Raw genomic sequence first — 20,880 nt, 5'->3', positions numbered from 1 at the left:
GTCAGCCGTCGGACTCCAGCACGGCGGCGACCGGCAGCCGGGGGGTCGGAGAGCCCTCGGGTCCGTAGCCCAACCGGATCAGCATCTGTACGTGCTCCGGTCCCAGGTCGGGATCGCGGGCCTCCCAGCGCAGTTGGGGCCACTCCATGGCCTGGTGCAGCAGCGAGGCACGGACCTCGTGCGCGGTCGCCGCCAGCAGGACGTGCTCCAGTGCCAGGCCGGCCCGCAGCCAGTCCACGGGCCGGTCGTGTGTGGTGGTCAGCACCGCGATCCGGGGGGCGCCCTCGAAGGCGGTGGGCGGCAGGTGTTCGGCGGGGCGGAGGGCGGCGAAGTCCCGCATCGGGAGGTGCCCGGTCCGGTCCTGCGGGCCGAGGGCGGCGGCGGGTATGCCGTAGGCGGGGGTGCCCGGGCCCTGGATCCAGGCGCGGCTCTCGCTGCGGTGTTCCGGGTCGGTGGTGTTGCGGCGTTCGGCCTCGGCTGTGAGCTGGAGCAGCCGGTCGGTCTCGGACCGGTCCGGGAAGTGGAGTGCTGCCCCTTCGGTGCGGGCGGCGCGGGTCAGTTGGTCGAGGACGACGGGTGGGACGGGTTCTGCGGTGAACGGTGTGCGGATGGTGTGGCGGCGCCAGATCGCCTCGAACAGTTCGGCGGTGCCGGGAGAGGACGCGGTGGCGTGGCGGTCCAGCTCGACGGAGGCCAGCAGGTCGGGGTCGCTCGCGTCGGGCAGCAGCCACACCTCCGGGGCCCAGCCCAGCTGGCGGGCCGCGACCCGGAGGTTGAGCACGGCGGCGCCCACCGAGATGTGCAGGGCCCGGCCCGCGGGATCGGTGGCCGGCAGCGAGCGCTCACGCAGGGCGCGCACGTCGAGGGTCGAGGACTCCGGGCGCAGGCGGAACCGCCAGGGCTGGCTGTTGTGCAGGGACGGCGCGGCGACGGCGGCGGAGACCAGCTTCTCCAACGCGGCGGCGTCGAGGACGGTGGCGGACATGACGGCCTCTCAGGTGGGCGCAGTTCCGCCGGAGGCCGGCCCGCGCCCTTGGCGCAGGGTCTCCAGGCGGTGGCGGTACTCGTCGGTGTCGATCTCGCCCCTGGCGTACCGCTCGGCGAGCAGCTGCTCCGGACCGGGAGCAGCGGGAGCGGAACCGGGGTGCTGCTCGGACAGGCGGTCCAGCCGGCGGAGCAGAGCGAGGCCACCGACGACGACCAGCCCCAGGAAGAGCAACATGCCGATGGCCATCAGGCCGAAGCCCCAGCCGTTCATGCCGTGGTCGTACTGGTACATCATCGTGGGCTCCCGGTCGGGGCGTGGCGAGGGCTGCTGCTCTCACCGCCACTGTCCGCCCGGCGCACCTGCCGCGGCTTGGGCCGGTCGGCCCCAATACGTGGGCCGACGGGTTCAGTGCGGGCGGCCCGGGTGCTGGTCGGGGTGGGGGCCCGGGTCGGCGTGGGCGGCCAGGACGGCGGCCTGGAGGCGGCGCTCGACGCCGAGCTTGGCGAGCAGCCGGGAGACGTGGTTCTTGACGGTCTTCTCGGCGAGGTACAGCTCCTGGCCGATCTCCCGGTTGGTCATCCCCTCGCCGACCAGGGCGAGGATCTCCCGCTCACGGGGCGTCAGTCGGGCCAGCGTGGCGTCGGGTTCGCTCTCGTCGTGGTGACGCAGGCTCTCCATCAGCTGATGAGTGGTGGCCGGGTCCAGCATCGACTGCCCGGAGGCGACCGTGCGCACCGCGTGCACCAGGTCGGCGCCCTTGACCTGCTTGAGGACGTACCCGGCCGCCCCGGCCATGATCGCGTCCAGCAGCGCGTCGTCGTCGTCGAAGGAGGTGAGCATCAGGCAGACCAGTCCGGGCAGCCGGTCCCGTAGCTCCCGGCACACCGTCACCCCGTCGCCGTCCGGCAGCCGTACGTCCAGGACCGCCAGGTCCGGCCGCAGCGCGGGCACCCGGGCCAGCGCCTGGGCGCAGCTCTCCGCCTCTCCGACCACCTCGATGTCCGGCTCGGCCTCCAGCAGGTCCCGGACCCCTCGGCGGACCACCTCGTGGTCGTCGAGGAGAAAGACCCGCACGGGCCGGTCGGAGGCACGGGGCTCGGTGACGTCCATCGCTGCACTCCTGAGGCCGAAGGGAACCGCTCCTCCGATTCTGTGCGAGCCCGCCGCCCGCTGCCTGAGCGGGCTACCGGCCGTGGGGCCGGACGAGGACACCCTCCAGGCCCTGGACAGCCGGTCCGCTCCCGGGCGCACCGGTGCCGCCGCCGTGCCGATTGACGGTGATGACGGAGCCGAACCCGGCCCGGTGCCCGGCGGTCACCGTCTCCTGGTTGTCCGTGAACAGGACCGCGCGGCCGGGCGTGCTGTGCAGCAGCTTCAGCGCGAGCTGGTGGAGGGCCGGTTCCGGCGGGCCGGCGAGGTGATTGTGCTCGGCGTCGGTGGCGTCGACCATGCCGTCCAGCAGGTGCGCCAGGCCGACGTTGCGCAGCAACTCCGCGCAGTGCCTGCCGGTGGAGACCGCGGCCGTCCGGATCCCGGCGGCGCGCAGGTCGAGCAGCAACAGGGCGGCACCGGTCCTGGCCTTTACGCCCTCGGTGCGCAGGAGTCCCACGAACCGCTGGTCCGCGTGACCGACCAGCAGGTCCAGCAGGTCCGTGCCGGAGGGTCCGAGGTGCCGGCAGGCCAGGTCCGACCGGTAGCCGTGGGCCCGGAGCAGCTCGGCGGCGGTGTCCCGGTCCAGCAGGGCGGTCAGTCCGGTGCGGAGCTCGGCCGGTACGGAGAGTGCCTGCTGGGGACGGCCGGTGGCCCGGGCGTACTGCGCGGCGTAGGAGTCCAGGGTGTCCTGCCAGGCGGCGGCGCGCAGGGCCCGGGAGTCCGTCAGGACTCCGTCGGCGTCCAGGACGGCGGCCGCGACCGTGCCGGGATCGATGGTCACCGAAGCCGGTTCCCGGAGCGGCAGTTGGGATGAGGAGGTCACCGGGGTTCGCCTCCGTCCTGTCGGTCCGGTCAGGGATCACCTCCACCGTCTGCTCTGCTGCACCCCGGCGACAGGGCCCACCGGCCGGGAGGACCGGGGCCGACCGGCCCTCCCGTGGGTGGTCAGCGGGCCAGGTCCCGGCGGGCGAACAGGGCGAAAGCCGCGCCGATCCCGGCCAGGCCCACCGCGGTGAGCAGGCCCAACGAGGCCCACGGGACGGTGCCGTCGGCGAGCGCGTCGCCCGGGGTGTAGTAGTGGAACGGGCTGGCGTAGCGCAGTGGTGCGGCCGGTGACCAGGCGAGGGCGACGAAGTTGAGGGCGAACCCCACCGCGCCGAAGGCGATCACCGTGCCGATCACCTGGGACCGGCTGCGGGCGACGGCGGAGACCGCCAGCGCCGGTCCGATCATGCAGAGCGCGAAGCCGCAGCCCAGCAGCCCGGCCACGAACACGCCGGTCACGGACACCTCCCGGTGCAGGTCCGGGGAGAGGGCCACCCCGGCCGCGATGGTGAGGGTCGCCGCCAGGTTGAGCAGCAGCGCGGCGAGCAGCAGTGCCGCGGTCCGCTCGCCCAGCAGCCGGGCCCGGGAGACCGGACGGACCATCAGGAGTTCGAGAGTGCCGGACTCGACGTCGGCCGCCACCGCGGCGGCGGCCAGCGAGCCGACGGCGGTGAGCTGGATGGCGATCCAGAACGGGTGTACCAGTCCGGCCCCGAGCAGCCCGGGGTAGCTGGCGATCGACACGTCACCGGCCGAGCCGCTGAAGGCCTTGAAGGCTCCTGGCGGGGTCTTGCCGGCTCCGGCGAACAGCTGCATCGGGGAGATCGTGCCGGTGATCACCACGATCAGCGTCTCGAACAGCACGATGCCCAGCACCAGGGCCGCCAGCATCCGCCGACGTCGGTGCAGCGCCAGCCAGAGCAGTGGCAGCCGTGCTCTCATGACTCCTCCTCAAGTGTGGTCGGGGCCTCGGGGTGCGGGGCCTCGCGGTAGAGGTCGAGGAACGCCTCGTCCAGTCCCGCCTCCTCGACCGTCAGATCGGCCACCGGCAGGGTCAGCAGCCCGCGCAGCGCGTCCAGCACCTCGTGCGGCGGCACCAGCAGCTCGACCCGGTCGCCCTGCCACTGCGGCGACCACCGGTCGGCCGGGCCGAGCGGCCGCTGTCCGAGGCCGTCCGCGAAGACCAGCCGGACCCGGCGGGCCCGGGCCTCGCGCAGCGCGGCTACGCTGCGTACCGTCACCAGCCGCCCCGCCCGGACGATCGCCACCCGGCCGCAGGCCCGCTGCACCTCGGGCAGGACGTGGCTGGAGAGCAGCACGGTGCGGCCGGCGGCCCGGGCCTCGGCGAGCAGCTCGAAGAAGGTCTCCTGGACCAGCGGGTCGAGCCCCTCGGTCGGCTCGTCCAGCACCGCGAGCTCCGGGTCGTGCTGGAACGCCTGGACCAGGCCGAGCTTCTGCTTCATTCCCCGGGAGTACTCCCGTACCGTCCTGGCGAGCACCGCGTCCGAGAGCCCGAGCCGGTGGCAGAGTTCCGCCTGCCGGGGTGTCGGTGCGCGTTGCAGGTCGGCCAGCAGGTCGAGGGTCTGACGTCCGGTCAACTCGGGGTACAGGCGCAGCTCGCCGGGCAGGTAGCCGAGGGCCGGGGCCAGTCGGAGGTGGTCGGCGAGCGGGTCGAGGCCGAGCACCCGGACCTGCCCGCTGGTCGGCCGTAGCAGCCCGGCCAGGCAGCGCAGCACGGTGGTCTTGCCCGCACCGTTCGGCCCGAGCAGCCCGAACACCTCGCCCCGGCGGACCGTGATGGCGAGCTGCTCGATGCCGACCGTGCGGCCGTAGTACTTGGTCAGCGCACCGAGTTCGATCGCGGGGGCCGGGTCTGCCACAGGACACCTCCTGGTCGGGCGCCGGAGGAGGGCGCGCCGTGCTGTCGGGATACCCGTTGGGGTGTCGCCTACTCTGTCGGCGCCCGGCAGCCGGAGCGAGAGCCGACCGGTCCACCGGGCCGGGCCGTCCGGCACTGGCCCGCTACCGCGTCGCCCCGGGCCGGGTGGCGGGTGCAGCGGCCGGGGCCTGAGATCATCGGGTCCATGGGCGAACGACTGATTGCGGCATGTGACGGCGCGGCCAAGGGCAACCCGGGTCCGGCGGCCTGGGCCTTCGTGGTGGCGGACGGCGAGGGCCGGCCGCAGCGATGGCAGGCCGGTCCGCTCGGCCACAGCACCAACAACGTGGGCGAGTTGACGGCGTTGGAGCAGTTGCTGGCAGCCACCGACCCGGGCCTGCCGCTGGAGGTGCGGCTCGACAGCACCTACACCCGGGACGCGGTGACCAAGTGGCTGGCCGGCTGGAAGCGCAACGGCTGGAAGACCGCGGCCGGCAAGCCGGTGGCCAATCAGGAGCTGATCCAGCGGATCGACGCGCTGCTCACGGACCGCGAGGTCACCTTCGTCTACGTGCCCGCCCACCAGGTGGACGGCGACCCGCTGAACGCCATCGCCGACCAGGCCGCCAGTGACGCCGCCCGTACCCAGCAGGCGGCCGGCGGCACCGACGTCGACCTCCCGGTGCCCGCCCCCGTCAGTGCCTCCGCGCCCCGGAGCCCGCGTCGGGCGGCCGCCCCGTCGAGCGCTTCCGGCAGTCGGCCGGCCCGGACCCTGAACGCCCGGTTCCCGGGGACCTGCCCGTGCGGACGGTCCTACGGAAAGGGCGAGACGATCACCAAGGTCGGGTCGGGCTGGGGCCACCCGGAGTGCGTGGAGTCGGCCGCCTGACGCCGCGTCGGCCGTGGTGGGCCGAGCGGCCGTGCGGCCGTGCGGGCGGGTGTGCCGAGCTGCGATCATTCAGGTGGGGTCGCCGAGTGGTCGGGTGAGATCGGGTGAGGCCGTGACGAGGAGTCGAGTGCCGACAGCCTTCCGGCAGCGCGCCGAGCACATCGCCAAGGCGGTGTGGCAGCGCGGCCGGGAGATCGAGCTGCTGCACCGCGCGATGGCGTTCGCCGCGCTGTGCTTCGTCACCCTCGTTCCGCTGCTCATCGTGATCGCGGCCGCGTCGCCGACCCGGGGTATCGGAATCTCCGACTGGATCATCGACGGCCTGGGCCTGTCCGGCCGCTCGGCGCAGGCGGTGGACGAGCTGTTCGCCGCCCGGCGTGAGGTGCTGACCACCACCACCGCTCTCGGCCTGGCTGCCCTCTCGTTCTTCGGCATCTCGCTGATGACCGCGATCCAGAACGCCTACGAGCGGATCTGGCGGGTGGAGTCGGCCGCCTGGCACGCCGCGTGGCGACAGGTGGTCGCCCTGGCGGGCCTGATCGGCTACATCCTCGTCGCCGCCTGGAGCGGAGTGCCCTGGCACGACACCGCCGCCCAGCCCGCGCTGCGGGCCTTGGCCACCCTGGTCGGCGGTGTGCTGTTCTTCTGGTGGCTGCAGCGCCTGCTGCTCGGATCCCGGATCCGGTGGCGCACCCTGCTGCCCGGCGCTGTCGCCACCGTCGCCGCCCTGGTCGGCCTGCGGGTCTTCTCCCGGCTGGTCTTCGCGCCGCTGATCGCGTCCAACGCCATCACCTACGGCGTGATCGGCACCGTCTTCGTGGTGCAGTCCTGGCTGATCGGGGTCGGGTACTGCGTCTATGCGGGAGCGATCGCCGGTGAGGCGTTCCACCGCGCGCACCCCTTGCAGCACCTGCACGGCCCGCCCTGATCCGGGCCGGTCCGGCGGATCGCGACGGCGTGGCCCGGGGGCGGTCGCGGTCGGCTGGGGGTATGCAGGAGTCATGGACGTTCGGCGGCGTCTCGCGGATCTCCGGTGGTCTCGGCAGCAGAGCCGCGCGCTGGTGGTCATTCCGCTCGCGCTGATCGTCGTGATCTCCGTGCTGGACGTCCTGGCGCCGCCCGAGGTCCACCTCGGGCCGATGCTGGTCGCCGCGCCCGCGATCACCGCCTCGTTCGCCGGCCCGAGGACGACCGCCGCCGTCGGCGCCCTCGCCGTACTGGCCCAGGCCGTCGTCGCGGCAGCGCGGACCACCCTGGTGGACCTCAACCACTCGGTCCAGATCACCTCGCTGGCCCTGATCTCCGCGCTCGTGACGCTCTTCGCCTACCTCCGTGAGCAGCACGAGAAGAAGATGACCCAGCTGCGTTCGGTGGCCGAGGCCGCGCAGACCGTGGTCCTACGGCCGCTGCCGCCCCGGATGGGCCCGCTGCGGATCGCCTCCGTCTACCTCGCGGCGGAGGCCGAGGCGCAGATCGGCGGCGACCTGTACGCGGCCGCGCGGACCGCGCAGGGCACCCGGTTCCTGGTCGGTGACGTACGGGGCAAGGGCCTGGCGGCGATCAGCGACGCCTCCCTGCTGCTCGGGGCCTTCCGGGCGGCGGCCTACCTGCAGCCGGACCTGCCCACGCTGGTCACCCACCTGGAGGGGGCCGTCTTCCGCGACCGCGAGGATCCGGGCAACCCGGTGGAGGAGGGCGAGCAGAGCCAGGAGTCGTTCATCACCGCGGTCGTCCTCGACATCCCCGACACCGAGCCGACGATCCACCTGGTCGACTGCGGACATCCGCCGCCGTTGGTCCTGCGCGCCGGCAAGGTCAGGTCCCTCGAGGTCGGCCAGCCCGCGCCTCCGCTCGGCCTCACGGGCCTGGTCGGTGCCGACTTCGTCGTCGAGACCTTCGCCTTCGAGCCCGGCGACATCGCGCTGCTCTACACGGACGGGGTGATCGAGGCCCGCGACCAGTCGGGGGCGTTCTATCCGCTGGCGGAGCGGATCGCCTCCTGGCCGCCCTGCGATCCCGGGACCCTGCTGCGGCGCCTGTCCGCCGACCTCGTCGCGCACGCCGGCGGGCGGCTGGGCGACGACGCGGCCATGGTGGCCGTCGAACGGCTTCCGGCGGCACCCGACAGCCCGTGACAGCCGGGCGGACGTGCGGACGGCCCGCCCCGGCGTGCGGGGCGGGCCGTCCTGGCACCGGGGTCAGCAGGTGGTGCCGTACACCTGGAACTCGTACAGCGAGTAGCCGTACGACGTGCCGCGCTGGGTGCCCAGCATCCTGACGTGGCGTCCGCTGCCGGTGAGCGACGTCAGGTCCTCGGTGCCGCCGTGACCGGTGCTGGTCGAGTACACCGTGGTCCAGGTCTGGCCGTCGGGGGAGACCTGGAGGGTGTACGCCTTGCCGTAGGCGGCCTCCCAGGTCAGCTTGACCCGGCTGATCTGCGCGGTGGCGCCCAGGTCGACGCTGATCCACTGCGGGTCGGCGCCCTCCTGGCTGCCCCAGCGGGTGGTGGTGCTGCCGTCCACCGCGTACTGCGGGCCGAGCCTGCTGCTCTCGACCGAGGAGGCGGTGGCCGGGCGGCCCTGGGAGAGCAGGACGGCCTGCCCCGCGCAGCCGGGCGGGGTGGTGACCGCCAGTGCCGTACCGGCCGCCGAGGTGTTGCCCGCCGCGTCCCGCGCCTTGACGGTGTAGTTGTGGCTGGTCGCGGGCGCCACCGAGGTGTCGGTGTAGGCGGTACCGGTGGCGGTGCCGAGCTGGGCGCCGTCCCGGTAGACCTGATAGCCCGTCACCCCGGTGTCGTCGGTGGCGGCGTCCCAGGCCAGGGCGACCGAGGTCGCGGTGACCGCCGTGGCGCGCAGCCCGGTCGGGACGGTCGGCGGCTGGGTGTCGCCCGGGCCGCCGGGCCCGGCCGGGACGACGGTGGCCGGGGTGTTCCAGCCGGAGATCCGCACCGAGGGCGCCGAGCCCAACAGGTCGGCGGCGCGGTACGTCCCGGTCAGGGTGACCGATTCGCCGGGCCAGAGGCTCACCTGGTTGTCGGACCAACGCACCGGCAGCACCGGGGTGTTGGCGGCGTCGACCAGGTGGACGTCGGTGAGCAGGGCCGGTGTGGTGCCGGTCCCGGTGTTGGTCAGGGTGACCGTGGTGGTGGCGGTGCCGTCGGCCGCCGTCGCACTGGCGGCGGTGGCCGAGACGTTCGCCTGGGCCAGCTGGGAGAGTCCGGCCAGCGAGGCGTAGCTGCTGGTCGGCGTGTAGTACCAGGTGGTCTTGCTCCAGTTGAGCACGTCGGGCGTGGTGGACAGCCAGTAGACGTTGCGGCTGACCTCGCGCCCCGAGCCGTCGGTGAGCACCAGCTTGGCGAGGTAGGTGCCGGACAGTCCGCTCACCGTCGCCGGGACGGTCAGCGCGACCGCCTTCCCACCGTCGCCGGGAGCACCGATCCCGGTCGCGGTCTGGTCGAACTTCCTTGTGCCGTCGGTGTTGTAGAGGCTGACCCGGGCGGTCAGGCCGCTCGCCGCCGCGTGCTGGTTGTTGACCACGACCACCGAGCGGTCGTCGTAGGAGTACTGGATGTGCAGCGGCTCGTTGGCCTTCTTCGCGCCGAAGTAGGCGCCGCCCTGGTCCAGGTAGCGGTCGAAGAGCTGCCAGTGCAGGGAGGTCCAGCCGCTGTTGAACATCCAGTAGACGACGCCGGTGGACGGCTTCGTGCTGTCGGTGAAGTTCCGCCCGTACGCCTCGAACTGGGCCCGTACGGCCTCGTAGTTGGCGAGCTGGGCCTTGCGGACGTAGTCGTCCAGGCCGGTCGGCGCGCCGTAGCGGCCGGTCAGTGCCTGGTCGAAGAGGGCCAGGTCGTCGAAGGTCTTGGACGGCGAGCGGTGGTACTGCGCCGTGCTGGGGCTGTTCCACAGCGCGGTCAGCTCGGTCGGCGACATCATCCGCTTCAGGGTGTCCATGGTCGGGATGTCGGGCCCGGCGCTGGTCTCACCGTTGAAGCCGGTGGCGCCGCCCTCCTGCTTGGCGTACCAGTAGTTCGGCGGCACGTAGTCGTACGGGCCGGTCATCTTCAGGCCCGAGCTGCCCAGGATCGGCGAGGAGGTCACCGAGGCGGCGGGGACCACGGGGGTCGGCCAGTCGGCTGCGGTGAGCGCGTCGAGGTAGTTCTTCTCCTGGGTCGCGTCCGGGGCGAAGTCGCTGCCGATCATGAAGGAGATGACGCTCGGGTGGTTGCGCAGCCGGGCCGCCTCGGCGGCCATCGAGGCCTTGGCGATCGGGTAGTCGGCGGCGGTCCAGGTGTCGCCGGGCTCGCCGCCGTTGGTCTGGCCCTCCCACTTGTCGCAGCACTCCCAGCCCGGCAGGGTCAACACGCCGTAGCGGTCGGCGAGTTCGAAGAACTCGTCGGGTTCGATGTGGCCCTCCAGCCGGATCGTGTTGAGGCCGAGGTCGAGCGCGTACCTGAGGCGGTCCTCGACGTAACGCTGGTCCCAGCGCAGGAACAGGTCGGGGGACCAGCCACCGCCCTTGATCAGCAGCGGGCGGCCGTTCACCGAGTACTGGCGGGCGCCGTCGCTGTTCAGCGGCGCCTTGACGTCGCGGATGCCGAACCGCTCGTGCGCGCTGTCGGTGACCGTGCCGGCGACCGTGGCGGTGAGGTCGAGGTCGTACAGCGGTTGCGCGCCTTGGCCGGCCGGCCACCACACCGCCGGGTTGGCCAGGCGTAGTTGGGGATACCCGGCGGGCGTGAAGGCGATGTTCCTGGTCTCGTGGGCGGCCAGCGTGACGTTCTGGCTGAACTGGACCGGGCCGATGCTGCCGGCGACCGTCGCGCTGACGGCGGCGTCGGAGTCGTTGCGGGCCTGGGCCTTCACGGTCAGGTCGGCCGTGGCCAGCGAGGGTAGGGCGAGCGCCGTGCTGACGTGGGCGCCGCGCAGGGCGACCGTGCCACTGCGCCGGATCAGCACGTCGCGGACGATGCCCATGTTCTGGTCGGGGGGCGGCTGGACCCAGTCGATCCACCCCATGGTGAGGTGCTTGGTCGGGTCGTTCGGCTGGATCCGGAAGGCGACGGTGTTGGTGCCCGCCCGGACCAGCGAGGTGATGTCGAGCTCGTGGTGGGTGTAGGCACCGGCCACCTGGGCGGCGGTGGCGACCTGAGTGCCGTTCAGGTAGACGTCGGCGGCGGACATCACCCCGCTGAAGTCGAGGTAGCTGCGGGCGGAGGTGTCGCTGACGGTGAAGTCCGAGCGGTACCACCACGGAACGGTGAAGTCCGCGGCCGGGATGGACTTCATGGCGGTCGAGTAGAACGGGTCGGCGTACTTGCCGTTGGCCAGCAGTCCGGCCAGCACGGTGGAGCGGGGGCCGGTGGGGTACCAACTGCCGGTCGGGTAGCCGGGGGTGGAGATCGCGGCCGCGCTGTCGGTGACGGCGGCGGAGGACCGGATGGCGTAGCCGGCCAGCGGGGTGGTCGCCCCTGGGGCGGCGGTGACCTGGGTGGTCGCGGCTGCGGGGGTGACGGCCGCGGACGTGGGGGAGGTGGCGACGGGGACGGCGAGGGCCAGGATCAGGCCCGCGGCGGCCAGGGTGGCTGTCCGGCCGTGTGCCGTAAGGGCTTTGCGTCGAAGGGACGGTGACATCGAGCGGAGGTGCACGGGGGCCTCCAGGGCTGCCGGAAGGGGCTTGCGGAACTGTCGGACCGTCAGGTTGCGACCTGCTCCTGTTCGGTGCGGAACTCCTCGCGGATCTCGCGCGGGCCGAACGGCCAGGTGCGCTCCGTCCGGGCCCAGAGCACGAAGGCGGCACAGCCGGCCGCGACCCAGATCAGGGACCACTCGATGGGGTGGAAGCCGGGGGCGTTGCGGTCGGCGTACCCGTAGATGACGAGCCAGCCGATCGCGGCGACGATGCTCGGCGCGGGGTAGAGCCACATCCGGTAGGGCCGCTTGAGGTCGGGCTGGCGGCGGCGCAGCACCGAGACCGCGACGATCTGGGCGAGTGCCTGGACGATGACCATCACCGTGGTGAGCAGGTTGATCAGGATGCTCAGCGGCGGGTGCGCCGCGGTGGTGCCGATGTGCCGGCTGAGCAGGAAGCCGGCCGCGGTGATGGTGCCCATGGCGAGCAGCCCGAGCACGGGGAACTGGTGCTTGGGGTGCAGCTTGCCGAAGGACCTGAAGAACACGCCGTCGCGGGCGGCGTCGTAGGGCACCCGGGAGCCGCCGAGCAGTCCGGCGAAGACCGAGGCGAAGGCGGTGATCAGGATCAGTACGGTGACGACCTTGGCGGCGCCCGCGCCCCAGGTCTGTTCCATCACGGCGGAGGCGACCGACTTGGAGGCGATCGAGTCGGGATCGAGCATCAGGTGCCAGTCCATCGCGCCGAGCACGCCGATCTGCAGCAGCAGGTAGATGCCCATGATGCCGACGATCGAGAAGACGATGGCGCGCGGCATCACCCGGCCGGGCTGCTTGATCTCCCCACCGAGGTAGGCGGCGGTGTTGTAGCCGAGGTAGTCGTAGATGCCGATGGTGAGTCCGGCGGCGAAGCCTATCCAGAACTGACCGTGCGTCAGCTCGATGGCGTGGGCGGGCCAGGTGAAGGCGCGGCTGGGGCTGAAGTTGGTGAAGCAGGCGAGGATCACCACGACCACCGAGGTGATCATGACGCCCCACATCACGGTGCTGAGCTTGGCGATGTTCTCGACCTTGCGCCACAGCAGCAGGACGACCAGGGCGCAGAACGCGACGCCGACCAGGTCGCCCTGGCCCTTGGTCATGTCGGGCCAGAGGTAGCCGAGGTACTGGACGAAGCCGACCACGCCGGTGGACATGATCAGCGGGATGAAGATCATCGCCGTCCACACGAACAGGAACGGCACGAGCCGCCCGGTGCGGTACTGGAACGCCTCCCGGAGGTAGACGTAGCTGCCACCGGCGCCCGGCAGGGCGGCGCCGAGCTCGGCCCAGATCAGGCCGTCGGCCAGCGCGAGGACGGCTCCGGCGATGAAGCCGATGATCGCCTGCGGCCCGCCGAAGGCGGCGACCATCAGCGGGATGGTGACGAACGGGCCGATCCCGCACATCTGACTCATGTTGATGGCGGTGGCCTGGAAGAGGCCGATTCTGCGGGTGAGACCTGGGGACACCGGGAGCCTCCGAGCGGGGCGAGGGGGATGCGGGCGGGCTGAGAGCCTGCGCGGGGGTTCAAGTTAGGGAGGATTACTATCCCCGTCAAGGTCTCCGGTATGTGGTGGAACGGTGCGGAGATCGGGGGGAGGCCAAATAATTGGAAACTTTCCTAACGTACGTATTGACCGTGCGTCACCCGGCCCTCGATCCTTTCGATACTCCGCCCCGCTCTTGAACTCCCCAGCCAGGAAGGCAAGGTAGCGCCCATGCTCATGAAGGACACGGCCGAACGCCAGGAGTCAGCCCTCGACCCCGAGGAGGCGGTCTGGCAGACCCCCGAATTCAGCGTCGTCGAGACGGCACTCGAGGTCACCGCGTACGCGCTGAGCACCCGCTAGCCCCGCCGCGATGCTGCTGCACGTGCTGGGCACGGCGGCGGGCGGCGGGACTCCTCAGTGGAACTGCGCGTGCCCTGGCTGTGCCGGGGCCCGCGCCCACCCGCAGCGCCGCCGACGGCACGCCTCGCTCGCCGTTCGGGCGGCGGAGGGCCGCTGGTACCTGGTCAACGCCACCCCCGACCTCGGCGACCAGATCGAAGCCGTTCCCGAGCTGCACCCCGGCCCCGGGATCCGGCGGACACCGATCGCCGGAGTCGTCCTCACCGACGCCGAACTCGACCACACGCTGGGCCTCGCCCGGCTCCGCGAAGCCCGGTCCCTGCGGGTGCTCGCCACCGCCCCGGTGCGCGGGGCACTGCTCGACGGACTGCGCCTCGGCGCCGTACTGGAGCCGTACGCCTCGGTGGAATGGCGGGAGTTGGGGCCCGACCCGGCGCCGCTCGACCCGCACTCCGAGGACCTGTGGATCACCCCGATCCCGGTGTCCGCCAAACGCCCGCGCTACGCCGTGGGCACCGGCCCGGACACCGACAGTTGGGTCACCGCTCTGCTGATCGAGGACCGCTCGAACGGCACCAGCGCCGTCTACGCGCCCGCGCTCGCGGCCTGGCCCGACAGGCTGCAACGAGCAGTCGAACAGGCCGACCTGGTCATCGTCGACGGCACCTTCTGGGACGACCAGGAGCCGATCCGGGCCGGCATCTCCGCGCGCAGCTCGACCGGTATGGGCCACCTGCCGATCGCCGGGCCCGGCGGGACGGCCGAGCGGCTGGCCCCGCTGACGGCCCGTCGCCTCTACACCCACCTCAACAACACCAACCCCCTCGTGGACCCCTCGGCGCCACAGCACAAGCTGCTCGCCGACCTGGGCATCGAGGTGGCCGCCGACGGGATGGTGATCGACCTATGACCCTCGAAGACCGGCTGCGGGCCGTGTCGCGCGACCGCTACCACGACCGCCATCCCTTCAACCGGCGGATGCACGACGGCAGTCTGACTCCGGAGGAGCTGCGCCGCTGGATCACCAACCGCTTCCACTACCAGCGGCACATCCCCGTCAAGGACGCCCTGATCACCGCCAAGTTCGACACCCCGGCGCTGCGCAGGTCTTGGCTGCGCCGGATCCAGGACCACGACGGCCTCCGGGCGGGCGAGGGCGGCCTGGAGAAGTGGCTCCGCCTCGGCGAGGCCGCCGGGATCGACCGGGCCACCCTGACCTCTGGCCGCGAGGTGCTGCCCGGGGTCCGGCTGGCCGTCGACGGCTACGTCAACTTCTGCCGGCTCGGCTCCCCGCTGGAGGCCGTCGCCGCCTCGCTCACCGAACTGTCCGCCCCCGACCTGATGCTCACCAGGATCGACGCCTTCGAACGCCACTACCCGTGGATCAAGGCCGACGGGCTCGACTACTTCCGCACCCGGGTCACCCAGGGCGCCGACGACGGGCAGGAGGCCCTCGGGCTGGTCCTGGGCTGGGCACGCTCCGAGGAGGACCAGGACCGGGCCGTCGCCGCCCTGGCCTTCAAGTGCGACGTCCTGTGGGCGCTGCTCGACGCCGTGGACCGCGCAGGCGAGGCTCGGTGACCTGGCGCCCGGCGCTCCCCAACTCCGCCGTGCTGCGCCACGACCGGGTGCGCGGGGCCGACCTGCTGCTCCTGCCGGAACGGGTGGTCGTGCTGCGTGGATCGGCCGGACGCGTCCTGCGACTGTGCGACGGCAGCCGCGCGGTGCCGGAGATCGTCGACGCGCTGGCGAGCTCCTTCCCCGGCGCTCCGGTCGCCACCCAAGTACCCGAGTTCCTGGAGAAGTTGAGAGAGGGCGGCTGGTTACGATGACCGACCTCGCGCCCCCGTGGGCGATGCTCGCCGAGCTGACCCACGCCTGCCCGCTGCACTGCCCCTACTGCTCCAATCCGGTCGAACTGGCGCGTACCTCAACTGAACTGACGACCGATCAGTGGCGCGATGTGATGACGCAGGCCGCCGACCTCGGCGTGGTGCAGACCCACCTCTCCGGCGGGGAGCCGCTGCTCCGGCCGGATCTGGCCGAGATCACCGCCGCCGCCTCGGCCGCCGGGATCTACACCCAGCTGGTCACCAGCGGTACCGGACTCGACCGGGCGCGGCTGTCCGCACTGGCCGACGCCGGGCTGCGCAGCGTCCAACTGTCCGTGCAGCACGCCGAGCCGGCCGCCTCGGACCGGATCGCGGGCCGACGCTCCTTCGCCGACAAGGAACGGGCCGCTGCGGTCGTCCGCGAGGCGGGCCTGCCGCTCGGGCTCAACGTCGTGCTGCACCGGGCCAATCTGGACGCGGTCGACGCCCTCATCGACCTCGGGATCGCCTGGGGAGCCGAGCGGATCGAACTCGCCAACACCCAGTACTACGGCTGGGGCCTGCTCAATCGCGCCGGCCTGCTGCCCACACCGGGCCAACTGGCCCGGGCCGCCGAGACGGTGGAGCGCAGACGGTCCGGCCCGGCCGGCGGACCCGAGCTGGTGTGGGTGGTGCCCGACCACTTCGACGGCAACGCCAAGCCCTGCATGGGCGGTTGGGGTGCGGTATCGCTGACCGTGACGCCCGACGGGACGGTCCTGCCCTGCCCGGCGGCCGCCACCCTGCCGGACCTCGACCCGCCCAACGTCCGGGACCACCCGCTGCGCTGGATCTGGGAGCGGTCGAGCGCGTTCAACCGCTACCGGGGCACCGACTGGATGGGTGATCCATGCCGCAGCTGCGCGCGCCGGGACGAGGACTTCGGCGGCTGCCGCTGCCAGGCGTATGCCCTCACCGGCGACGCGGCCCGCACCGATCCGGCCTGCCGGCTCGCGCCCGACCACGGCCTGGTACGCCAACTCATGACCCAGGCCGGGACGGTGGATCCGGCCCCGTTCATTCCCCGCCGACCAGGAGGAGAGACATGAGCAGGATCTCGCGCCGCGCGGTGCTGGGCGCCGCGCTCGGCGGCGTCGCCGCAGCCGGGCTGTCCGGACGTGCCCAGGCGGGCACCACCGCACTCGCGGTGTCCAGTTGGAAACAGCGCTGGGCGCCCTCGGCGGCCGTGGACGGGCTGGCCGCGTTCGAGACCGTCGAGGACGACCGGGCCGACTCGCACGTGCCCGGCCAGCCGCACATCTTCGCGGACGGCGACAGCTACCGCTGGAACATGCACATGGTGGACCGGGACACCAAGACCGACCGGCAGCGCCAGGAGGTCACCGGCATGCGTACCCCGGCCGGTGGTGCGTACCTGGAGTGGCTGCCGGGCCAGACCTGGCGGACCACGTACTCGATGTACATCCCGAGCTCGCTCAAGGCGACCACCACCTGGACCGACGTCATGCAGTTGAAGCAGCCCGGCACCGGCACGCTGCCGATCGTCGTGCAGGGGCTGCGCCGGGTGGACGGCGTGCAGACCATCGAACTGACGCTGCCGATCGCGGGAGTCCACGTCGGCCACGCGAACCTCGATCCGCTGCACGACCGCTGGGTGGACGTCGACTTCCAGGTCAAGGTGGGCGACGGTACGTCCGGCCGGCTGCGCTGGGTGCTGCGCAGCGGCGGATCCACCGTCATCGACGTGACCAGGACCGGGGTCGACACCTTCCTGGCCGACCGGGTGCGGCCGAAGTGGGGCATCTACCGCTCGCTGAACGACACTTCGGGCTCGCTCCAGGACTGCTACCTGCGGATCACCGACATGCGCGGGTACCAGCTGGTGTCGGGTACGTCGGGCGTCTACCAGGCCGAGGAAGCCCGGATCTCGCAGGGCACCGTGGACTCCGACCACCTCGGCTACTCCGGCGCCGGCTTCGTCAACCTGGACAACCTGGCGGGCAGTTACGCCGAGTGGACGGTCGAGGCGGGTGCGGCGGCCGGTGCCGTGCTGGACCTGCGCTACGCCAACGGCACCACGGCCAACCGCCCGATGGACATCACCGTCAACGGCGCCCTGGCCGCCGGTGGCCGGGCGTTCAACCCGACCGGGAACTGGGACACCTGGGCCACAAGCTCCCTGCCGGTCACACTCAGGGCCGGCACCAACACGATCCGGGCGACCTCGGCCACGGCCGAGGGTGGCCCCAACCTCGACCAGATCAACCTGCACTGACGAAGCATCAGATCATCACTTGAGAAGCGAGACAACGTGAAGAAGTCCCTGATCAGCTCCCTCATGGTGACCACCTTGGCACCGGCAGCGGTGCTGCTGGCCCCGGCCGGCACCGCCTCGGCGGCGGGCACCCGCTACGAGGCCGAGAACGCGACGCTCTCCCAGGCGGCCGTCGCCTCCAACCACCTCAACTACTCGGGTACCGGGTTCGTCGACTACACCAACATCAGTGGCGGCTACGTCCAGTGGGCGGTGAACGCGGCCACCGCGGGCAGCGCCACCCTGACCTTCCGGTACGCGAACGGCACCACCACCGACCGGCCGATGTCCGTCAGCGTCAACGGCACCGTGGTCTCCGCGAGCAAGTCCTTTTCCGGCACCGGTAGTTGGGACACCTGGGTGTCCACGAGCATCACCGTCCCGCTGAACGCGGGTGCCAACACCGTCCGGGCCACCGCCACCACCGCGAACGGCGGCCCCAACGCCGACTACCTGGAGGTCAGTTCGGGGGCAAGCACCGGGCCCGGCGCGATGGCGGCCGCGCCGTACGAGTACCTGGGCTGGGGGAGTCCGCAGAAGCCGACCGATGTGATGGCGGCCACGGGGGTGAAGTGGTTCACGCTGGCCTTCATCCTCTCCGACGGCACCTGTAACCCGAAGTGGGACGGCAGCCGGGCGCTGACCGGTGGCTCGGACGAGGCGGCGATCAAGTCGATCCGGGCGGCGGGCGGGGACATCGTCATCTCGGTCGGCGGGTGGAGCGGCAACAAGCTCGGCGAGAAGTGCACCAGTGCCTCCGCACTGGCCGGCGCGTACCAGAAGGTGATCAACGCCTACGGCCTGAAGGCACTGGACATCGACATCGAGGACACCGAGTTCTCCAACGCGACGGTCCGTCAGCGGGTGGTCGACGCACTGAAGATCGTCAAGACCAACAACCCGGGGATCGTCACCTACGTGACGATGGGCACCACCCCGACCGGTCCGGACGCCACCGGCAAGGACCTGATTAACCGGGGTGCGGCGGCGGGGCTGGCGAACGACGGCTGGATCATCATGCCGTTCGACTTCGGCGGCCACAGCGGCACCATGGGCCAGGCCACGGTCAGTGCGATGGAGGGCCTGAAGGCGGCGGTGAAGAGCGCTTACGGCTACAGCGACGACGCCGCCTACCGCCACATCGGGGTCTCCTCGATGAACGGCATCACCGACGAGCCGGGCGAGACCGTCACCACCGGCGACTTCAACACCATCCTCGGCTACGCCAAGCAGCACCACATCGCCCGGTTCGCCTTCTGGTCCGTCAACCGGGACCGCCCGTGCGGCAGCGGCACTGATGCCGACGCGTGCAGCGGCATCGCCCAGAACGCGTACGACTTCACCAAGATCGTCGTCCAGTACCAGGGCTGAGGAGGGCACAGCGATGAGACACGGCAGAAGGCTGGGAAGCGTGGGCCTTGCTCTCGCCGGGCTGGTCGTCGGGGCGATGGCGGTGCCGCCGTCGGCGTATGCGGCGGCCACCCGGTACGAGGCGGAGAGTGCGACCGTCACGGCGGGCGTGGTGGAGTCGAACCACCTCGGGTACTCGGGCACCGGGTTCGTCAACGGCGACAACGTGGTGGGCAGTTGGGTGGAGTTCACGGTGAACGCCGCGTCGGCCGGTACGGCGACGATCGGGATCCGGTACTCGAACGGCACGACCGTCGACCGTCCGGCCGACGTGGCGGTGAACGGTGCGGTGGTGTCGGCCGGCCGCTCGTTCGGGTCGACGGGCACCTGGGACAGTTGGGCGACGTCCACGGTCACCGCGCAGGTGACCGCCGGCGTCAACCGGATCCGGCTGACCTCGACCAGTGCGAACGGGCTGCCCAACCTGGACTTCGTGGACGTGGACATCGCGGCGGCGAGCCCCGACTACCAGGCCGAGGACGCGGTGATCTCGCAGGGCGCGGTCGCCACCGACCACACCGGGTACACCGGCACCGGCTTCGTCGACTTCACCAACATCGCGGGCTCCTCCGTGCAGTTCACCGTGAACCGCAGCAGCTCCGGCACCGCCGGGCTGATCCTGCGCTACGCCAACGGGACCACCACCGACCGGCCGATGGACGTCTCCGTCAACGGCACCGTGGTCGCCTCCGGCGTCTCCTTCGCGGGCACCGGCAGCTGGGACACCTGGTCGACCAGGACCGTCAACGCCTCCCTCGACGCCGGCTCCAACACCGTCCGGGTCACCGCCACCACCGCGGGCGGCGGGCCCAACCTGGACCGGCTCACCCTCGGCAGCCCGTCCGGCGGCAACGGCCCGGCTGTGCCCTTCGGCAGTCACCAGTTCCCGTACGCCGCAGGGACGTTGAAGCCGAGCGGCGCGCAGTCGACCGTCGACCAGCAGGTGGTCGACAAGTACAACGCCTGGAAGGCCGCGTTCGTGAAGCAGAACTGCGGCAACGGCTGGTACCAGGTGATATCGCCGGACGCCGACCATCCGTACGTGGCCGAGGGCCAGGGCTACGGCATGGTGGTCACCGCCCTGATGGCCGGTGCGGACAGCAACGCCAGGACCGTGTTCGACGGCATGGTCAAGTACATGATCGCCCACCCGTCGGTGAACAACGCCAACCTGCTCGCGGCCGAGCAGGACACCTCCTGCAAGAGCGTCAACGGCTCCGACTCGGCCACCGACGGCGACCTGGACGTGGCGTACGGGCTGCTGCTCGCCGACAAGCAGTGGGGCAGCGCCGGGAGTTACAACTACAAGGACCTGGCCGTCAAGCACATCAACGCGATCAAGGCCAGTGAGATCAACCCGACCACGCACCTGCTGAAGCTCGGCGACTGGTCCTCCTCCGGCGACCAGTACTACTACATGAGCCGCTCCTCGGACTGGATGATCGACCACTTCCGCGCCTTCAAGAAGGCGACCGGCGACGGTAGTTGGGATGCCATCCGGACCGCCCACCAGAATCTGATCACCTCTCAGCAGGCCACCTACGCGGCCGGCACCGGCCTGCTCGCCGACTTCGTGGTCAACACCAACAGCACCCCGAAGCCCGCCGCCGGCCAGGTGCTGGAGAGCCCGAACGACGGTGACTACAGCTGGAACGCCTGCCGCGACCCGTGGCGGATCGGCACCGACGCGGTCACCAGTGGCGACGCGGCCTCGCTCGCCTCGGCCCGGAAGCTCAACTCCTGGATCAAGTCCAAGGCGGGCGGCAACCCCAGCAACATCGTCACCGGCTACCACCTGAACGGATCGGCCTACGACTCCGGCAACGACATGGCGTTCACCGCGCCGTTCGTGGTCACCGCGATGACCGACCCCGGCTCGCAGGCCTGGCTCGACGCGCTCTGGAACAAGCTCGCCGCGACCTCGATCACCCCGTCGACCTATTACGGCGGCAGCGTCCAGCTGCAGACGCCGCCCGTCCGGCCGTCGCCCCCGACGGCCGGGCGGGCGGCCTGCGTTCGACAACCGGATAGATCATCCGGATCTGCTACGGTGAGGTCAATCGGATAGTTAA

At 71.7% G+C, this 20,880-nt stretch carries 19 protein-coding genes and 1 pseudogene; 12 read left to right on the top strand and 8 right to left on the bottom strand.

From position 1 onward, the window contains the following. Position 1 precedes the first annotated feature (1 nt). The 6 genes from ACXJMZ_RS27355 to ACXJMZ_RS27330 all read right to left on the bottom strand — a co-directional run bounded on the left by ACXJMZ_RS27355 (position 2) and on the right by ACXJMZ_RS27330 (position 4,845). On the bottom strand, positions 2 to 985 hold the full coding sequence (locus ACXJMZ_RS27355; protein ID WP_457032705.1) for an Acg family FMN-binding oxidoreductase: 984 nt from the start codon (positions 983 to 985) through the stop codon (positions 2 to 4). A gap of 9 nt (positions 986 to 994) precedes the next feature. Beyond that, complete coding sequence (locus tag ACXJMZ_RS27350; RefSeq protein ID WP_457032704.1) at positions 995 to 1,282, bottom strand: SHOCT domain-containing protein; 288 nt, start codon at positions 1,280 to 1,282, stop codon at positions 995 to 997. 111 nt (positions 1,283 to 1,393) lie between these two features. Next, positions 1,394 to 2,098 (bottom strand): response regulator, encoded by a 705-nt coding sequence (locus ACXJMZ_RS27345; RefSeq protein WP_457032703.1) that lies wholly within the window; start codon positions 2,096 to 2,098, stop codon positions 1,394 to 1,396. A gap of 73 nt (positions 2,099 to 2,171) precedes the next feature. Next, on the bottom strand, positions 2,172 to 2,921 hold the full coding sequence (locus ACXJMZ_RS27340; RefSeq protein ID WP_457032702.1) for an HAD family hydrolase: 750 nt from the start codon (positions 2,919 to 2,921) through the stop codon (positions 2,172 to 2,174). Positions 2,922 to 3,085: 164 nt separating this feature from the next. Further along, on the bottom strand, positions 3,086 to 3,907 hold the full coding sequence (locus tag ACXJMZ_RS27335; protein WP_457032701.1) for an ABC transporter permease subunit: 822 nt from the start codon (positions 3,905 to 3,907) through the stop codon (positions 3,086 to 3,088). Then, entirely contained in the window at positions 3,904 to 4,845 is a 942-nt protein-coding gene (locus tag ACXJMZ_RS27330) for an ABC transporter ATP-binding protein (protein WP_457032700.1), read from the bottom strand. The genes ACXJMZ_RS27335 and ACXJMZ_RS27330 overlap by 4 nt, the downstream gene beginning before the upstream one ends. 204 nt (positions 4,846 to 5,049) lie before the next feature. Between ACXJMZ_RS27330 and ACXJMZ_RS27325 the strand changes: the two genes are divergently transcribed. The 3 genes from ACXJMZ_RS27325 (at position 5,050) to ACXJMZ_RS27315 (ending at position 7,868) form a co-directional block, all read left to right on the top strand. After that, a complete protein-coding gene (locus ACXJMZ_RS27325; RefSeq protein WP_457032699.1) occupies positions 5,050 to 5,733 on the top strand; it encodes a ribonuclease H family protein in 684 nt (227 codons plus the stop codon). A 127-nt stretch (positions 5,734 to 5,860) separates the two neighbouring features. Then, the gene (locus tag ACXJMZ_RS27320; protein WP_457032698.1) at positions 5,861 to 6,661 is read left to right on the top strand and encodes a YhjD/YihY/BrkB family envelope integrity protein; all 801 of its coding nucleotides are present in this window, start codon (positions 5,861 to 5,863) and stop codon (positions 6,659 to 6,661) included. A gap of 73 nt (positions 6,662 to 6,734) precedes the next feature. After that, positions 6,735 to 7,868 carry a PP2C family protein-serine/threonine phosphatase gene (locus ACXJMZ_RS27315; RefSeq protein ID WP_457032697.1) on the top strand — a complete coding sequence of 378 codons (1,134 nt, stop codon included), beginning with the start codon at positions 6,735 to 6,737 and terminating at the stop codon, positions 7,866 to 7,868. A 63-nt stretch (positions 7,869 to 7,931) separates the two neighbouring features. Here the strand turns inward: ACXJMZ_RS27315 and ACXJMZ_RS27310 are convergent, their stop codons facing one another. After that, positions 7,932 to 11,363 (bottom strand): discoidin domain-containing protein, encoded by a 3,432-nt coding sequence (locus ACXJMZ_RS27310; RefSeq protein WP_457032696.1) that lies wholly within the window; start codon positions 11,361 to 11,363, stop codon positions 7,932 to 7,934. 62 nt (positions 11,364 to 11,425) lie between these two features. Then, on the bottom strand, positions 11,426 to 12,871 hold the full coding sequence (locus tag ACXJMZ_RS27305; RefSeq protein ID WP_457032695.1) for an APC family permease: 1,446 nt from the start codon (positions 12,869 to 12,871) through the stop codon (positions 11,426 to 11,428). Between the two features lie 249 nt (positions 12,872 to 13,120). Here ACXJMZ_RS27305 and pqqA point away from each other — a divergent pair, with 249 nt between their 5' ends. The 9 genes and pseudogenes from pqqA (at position 13,121) to ACXJMZ_RS27260 (ending at position 20,876) form a co-directional block, all read left to right on the top strand. Continuing rightward, positions 13,121 to 13,252: a pyrroloquinoline quinone precursor peptide PqqA gene (gene pqqA, locus ACXJMZ_RS27300; protein ID WP_457032694.1), complete on the top strand. Its 132-nt coding sequence runs from the start codon at positions 13,121 to 13,123 to the stop codon at positions 13,250 to 13,252. A gap of 10 nt (positions 13,253 to 13,262) precedes the next feature. Further along, positions 13,263 to 14,162 carry a pyrroloquinoline quinone biosynthesis protein PqqB gene (gene pqqB / locus ACXJMZ_RS27295; protein ID WP_457032693.1) on the top strand — a complete coding sequence of 300 codons (900 nt, stop codon included), beginning with the start codon at positions 13,263 to 13,265 and terminating at the stop codon, positions 14,160 to 14,162. Beyond that, a complete protein-coding gene (gene pqqC / locus ACXJMZ_RS27290) occupies positions 14,159 to 14,833 on the top strand; it encodes a pyrroloquinoline-quinone synthase PqqC (RefSeq protein WP_457032692.1) in 675 nt (224 codons plus the stop codon). Before pqqB ends, pqqC begins: the two co-directional genes overlap by 4 nt. After that, on the top strand, positions 14,830 to 15,084 hold the full coding sequence (gene pqqD, locus ACXJMZ_RS27285) for a pyrroloquinoline quinone biosynthesis peptide chaperone PqqD (RefSeq protein WP_457032691.1): 255 nt from the start codon (positions 14,830 to 14,832) through the stop codon (positions 15,082 to 15,084). Before pqqC ends, pqqD begins: the two co-directional genes overlap by 4 nt. Further along, entirely contained in the window at positions 15,081 to 16,172 is a 1,092-nt protein-coding gene (gene pqqE, locus ACXJMZ_RS27280; RefSeq protein WP_457032690.1) for a pyrroloquinoline quinone biosynthesis protein PqqE, read from the top strand. Before pqqD ends, pqqE begins: the two co-directional genes overlap by 4 nt. Continuing rightward, a pseudogene (locus tag ACXJMZ_RS27275) lies at positions 16,169 to 16,969 on the top strand (Tat pathway signal sequence domain protein); the annotation flags it as partial. The gene pqqE and the pseudogene ACXJMZ_RS27275, both read left to right, overlap by 4 nt. Next, positions 16,949 to 17,359: a carbohydrate-binding protein gene (locus ACXJMZ_RS27270; RefSeq protein ID WP_457032715.1), complete on the top strand. Its 411-nt coding sequence runs from the start codon at positions 16,949 to 16,951 to the stop codon at positions 17,357 to 17,359. The pseudogene ACXJMZ_RS27275 and the gene ACXJMZ_RS27270, both read left to right, overlap by 21 nt. A 36-nt stretch (positions 17,360 to 17,395) precedes the next feature. Then, positions 17,396 to 18,769: a CBM35 domain-containing protein gene (locus tag ACXJMZ_RS27265; RefSeq protein WP_457032689.1), complete on the top strand. Its 1,374-nt coding sequence runs from the start codon at positions 17,396 to 17,398 to the stop codon at positions 18,767 to 18,769. Between the two features lie 40 nt (positions 18,770 to 18,809). Continuing rightward, positions 18,810 to 20,876: a glycosyl hydrolase family 8 gene (locus ACXJMZ_RS27260; protein ID WP_457032688.1), complete on the top strand. Its 2,067-nt coding sequence runs from the start codon at positions 18,810 to 18,812 to the stop codon at positions 20,874 to 20,876. Positions 20,877 to 20,880: the final 4 nt, after the last annotated feature.

The organism is Kitasatospora sp. P5_F3 (assembly GCF_054049135.1).
The sequence above is the reverse complement of the archived record's forward strand: the minus strand, read 5'-3'. Positions and strand labels throughout refer to the sequence as shown.

Excerpts from the sequence above, each read along its gene's own strand:
- ACXJMZ_RS27350 (WP_457032704.1), bottom strand. The coding sequence starts at position 1,282 with ATGATGTACCAGTACGACCACGGCATGAACGGCTGGGGCTTCGGCCTG.
- pqqB (WP_457032693.1), top strand. The coding sequence starts at position 13,263 with ATGCTGCTGCACGTGCTGGGCACGGCGGCGGGCGGCGGGACTCCTCAG.
- pqqE (WP_457032690.1), top strand. The coding sequence starts at position 15,081 with ATGACCGACCTCGCGCCCCCGTGGGCGATGCTCGCCGAGCTGACCCAC.
- ACXJMZ_RS27315 (WP_457032697.1), top strand. The coding sequence starts at position 6,735 with ATGGACGTTCGGCGGCGTCTCGCGGATCTCCGGTGGTCTCGGCAGCAG.
- ACXJMZ_RS27335 (WP_457032701.1), bottom strand. The coding sequence starts at position 3,907 with ATGAGAGCACGGCTGCCACTGCTCTGGCTGGCGCTGCACCGACGTCGG.
- ACXJMZ_RS27345 (WP_457032703.1), bottom strand. The coding sequence starts at position 2,098 with ATGGACGTCACCGAGCCCCGTGCCTCCGACCGGCCCGTGCGGGTCTTT.
- ACXJMZ_RS27325 (WP_457032699.1), top strand. The coding sequence starts at position 5,050 with ATGGGCGAACGACTGATTGCGGCATGTGACGGCGCGGCCAAGGGCAAC.
- pqqA (WP_457032694.1), top strand. The coding sequence starts at position 13,121 with ATGCTCATGAAGGACACGGCCGAACGCCAGGAGTCAGCCCTCGACCCC.
- pqqC (WP_457032692.1), top strand. The coding sequence starts at position 14,159 with ATGACCCTCGAAGACCGGCTGCGGGCCGTGTCGCGCGACCGCTACCAC.
- ACXJMZ_RS27310 (WP_457032696.1), bottom strand. The coding sequence starts at position 11,363 with ATGTCACCGTCCCTTCGACGCAAAGCCCTTACGGCACACGGCCGGACA.
- ACXJMZ_RS27355 (WP_457032705.1), bottom strand. The coding sequence starts at position 985 with ATGTCCGCCACCGTCCTCGACGCCGCCGCGTTGGAGAAGCTGGTCTCC.
- ACXJMZ_RS27270 (WP_457032715.1), top strand. The coding sequence starts at position 16,949 with ATGCGCGGGTACCAGCTGGTGTCGGGTACGTCGGGCGTCTACCAGGCC.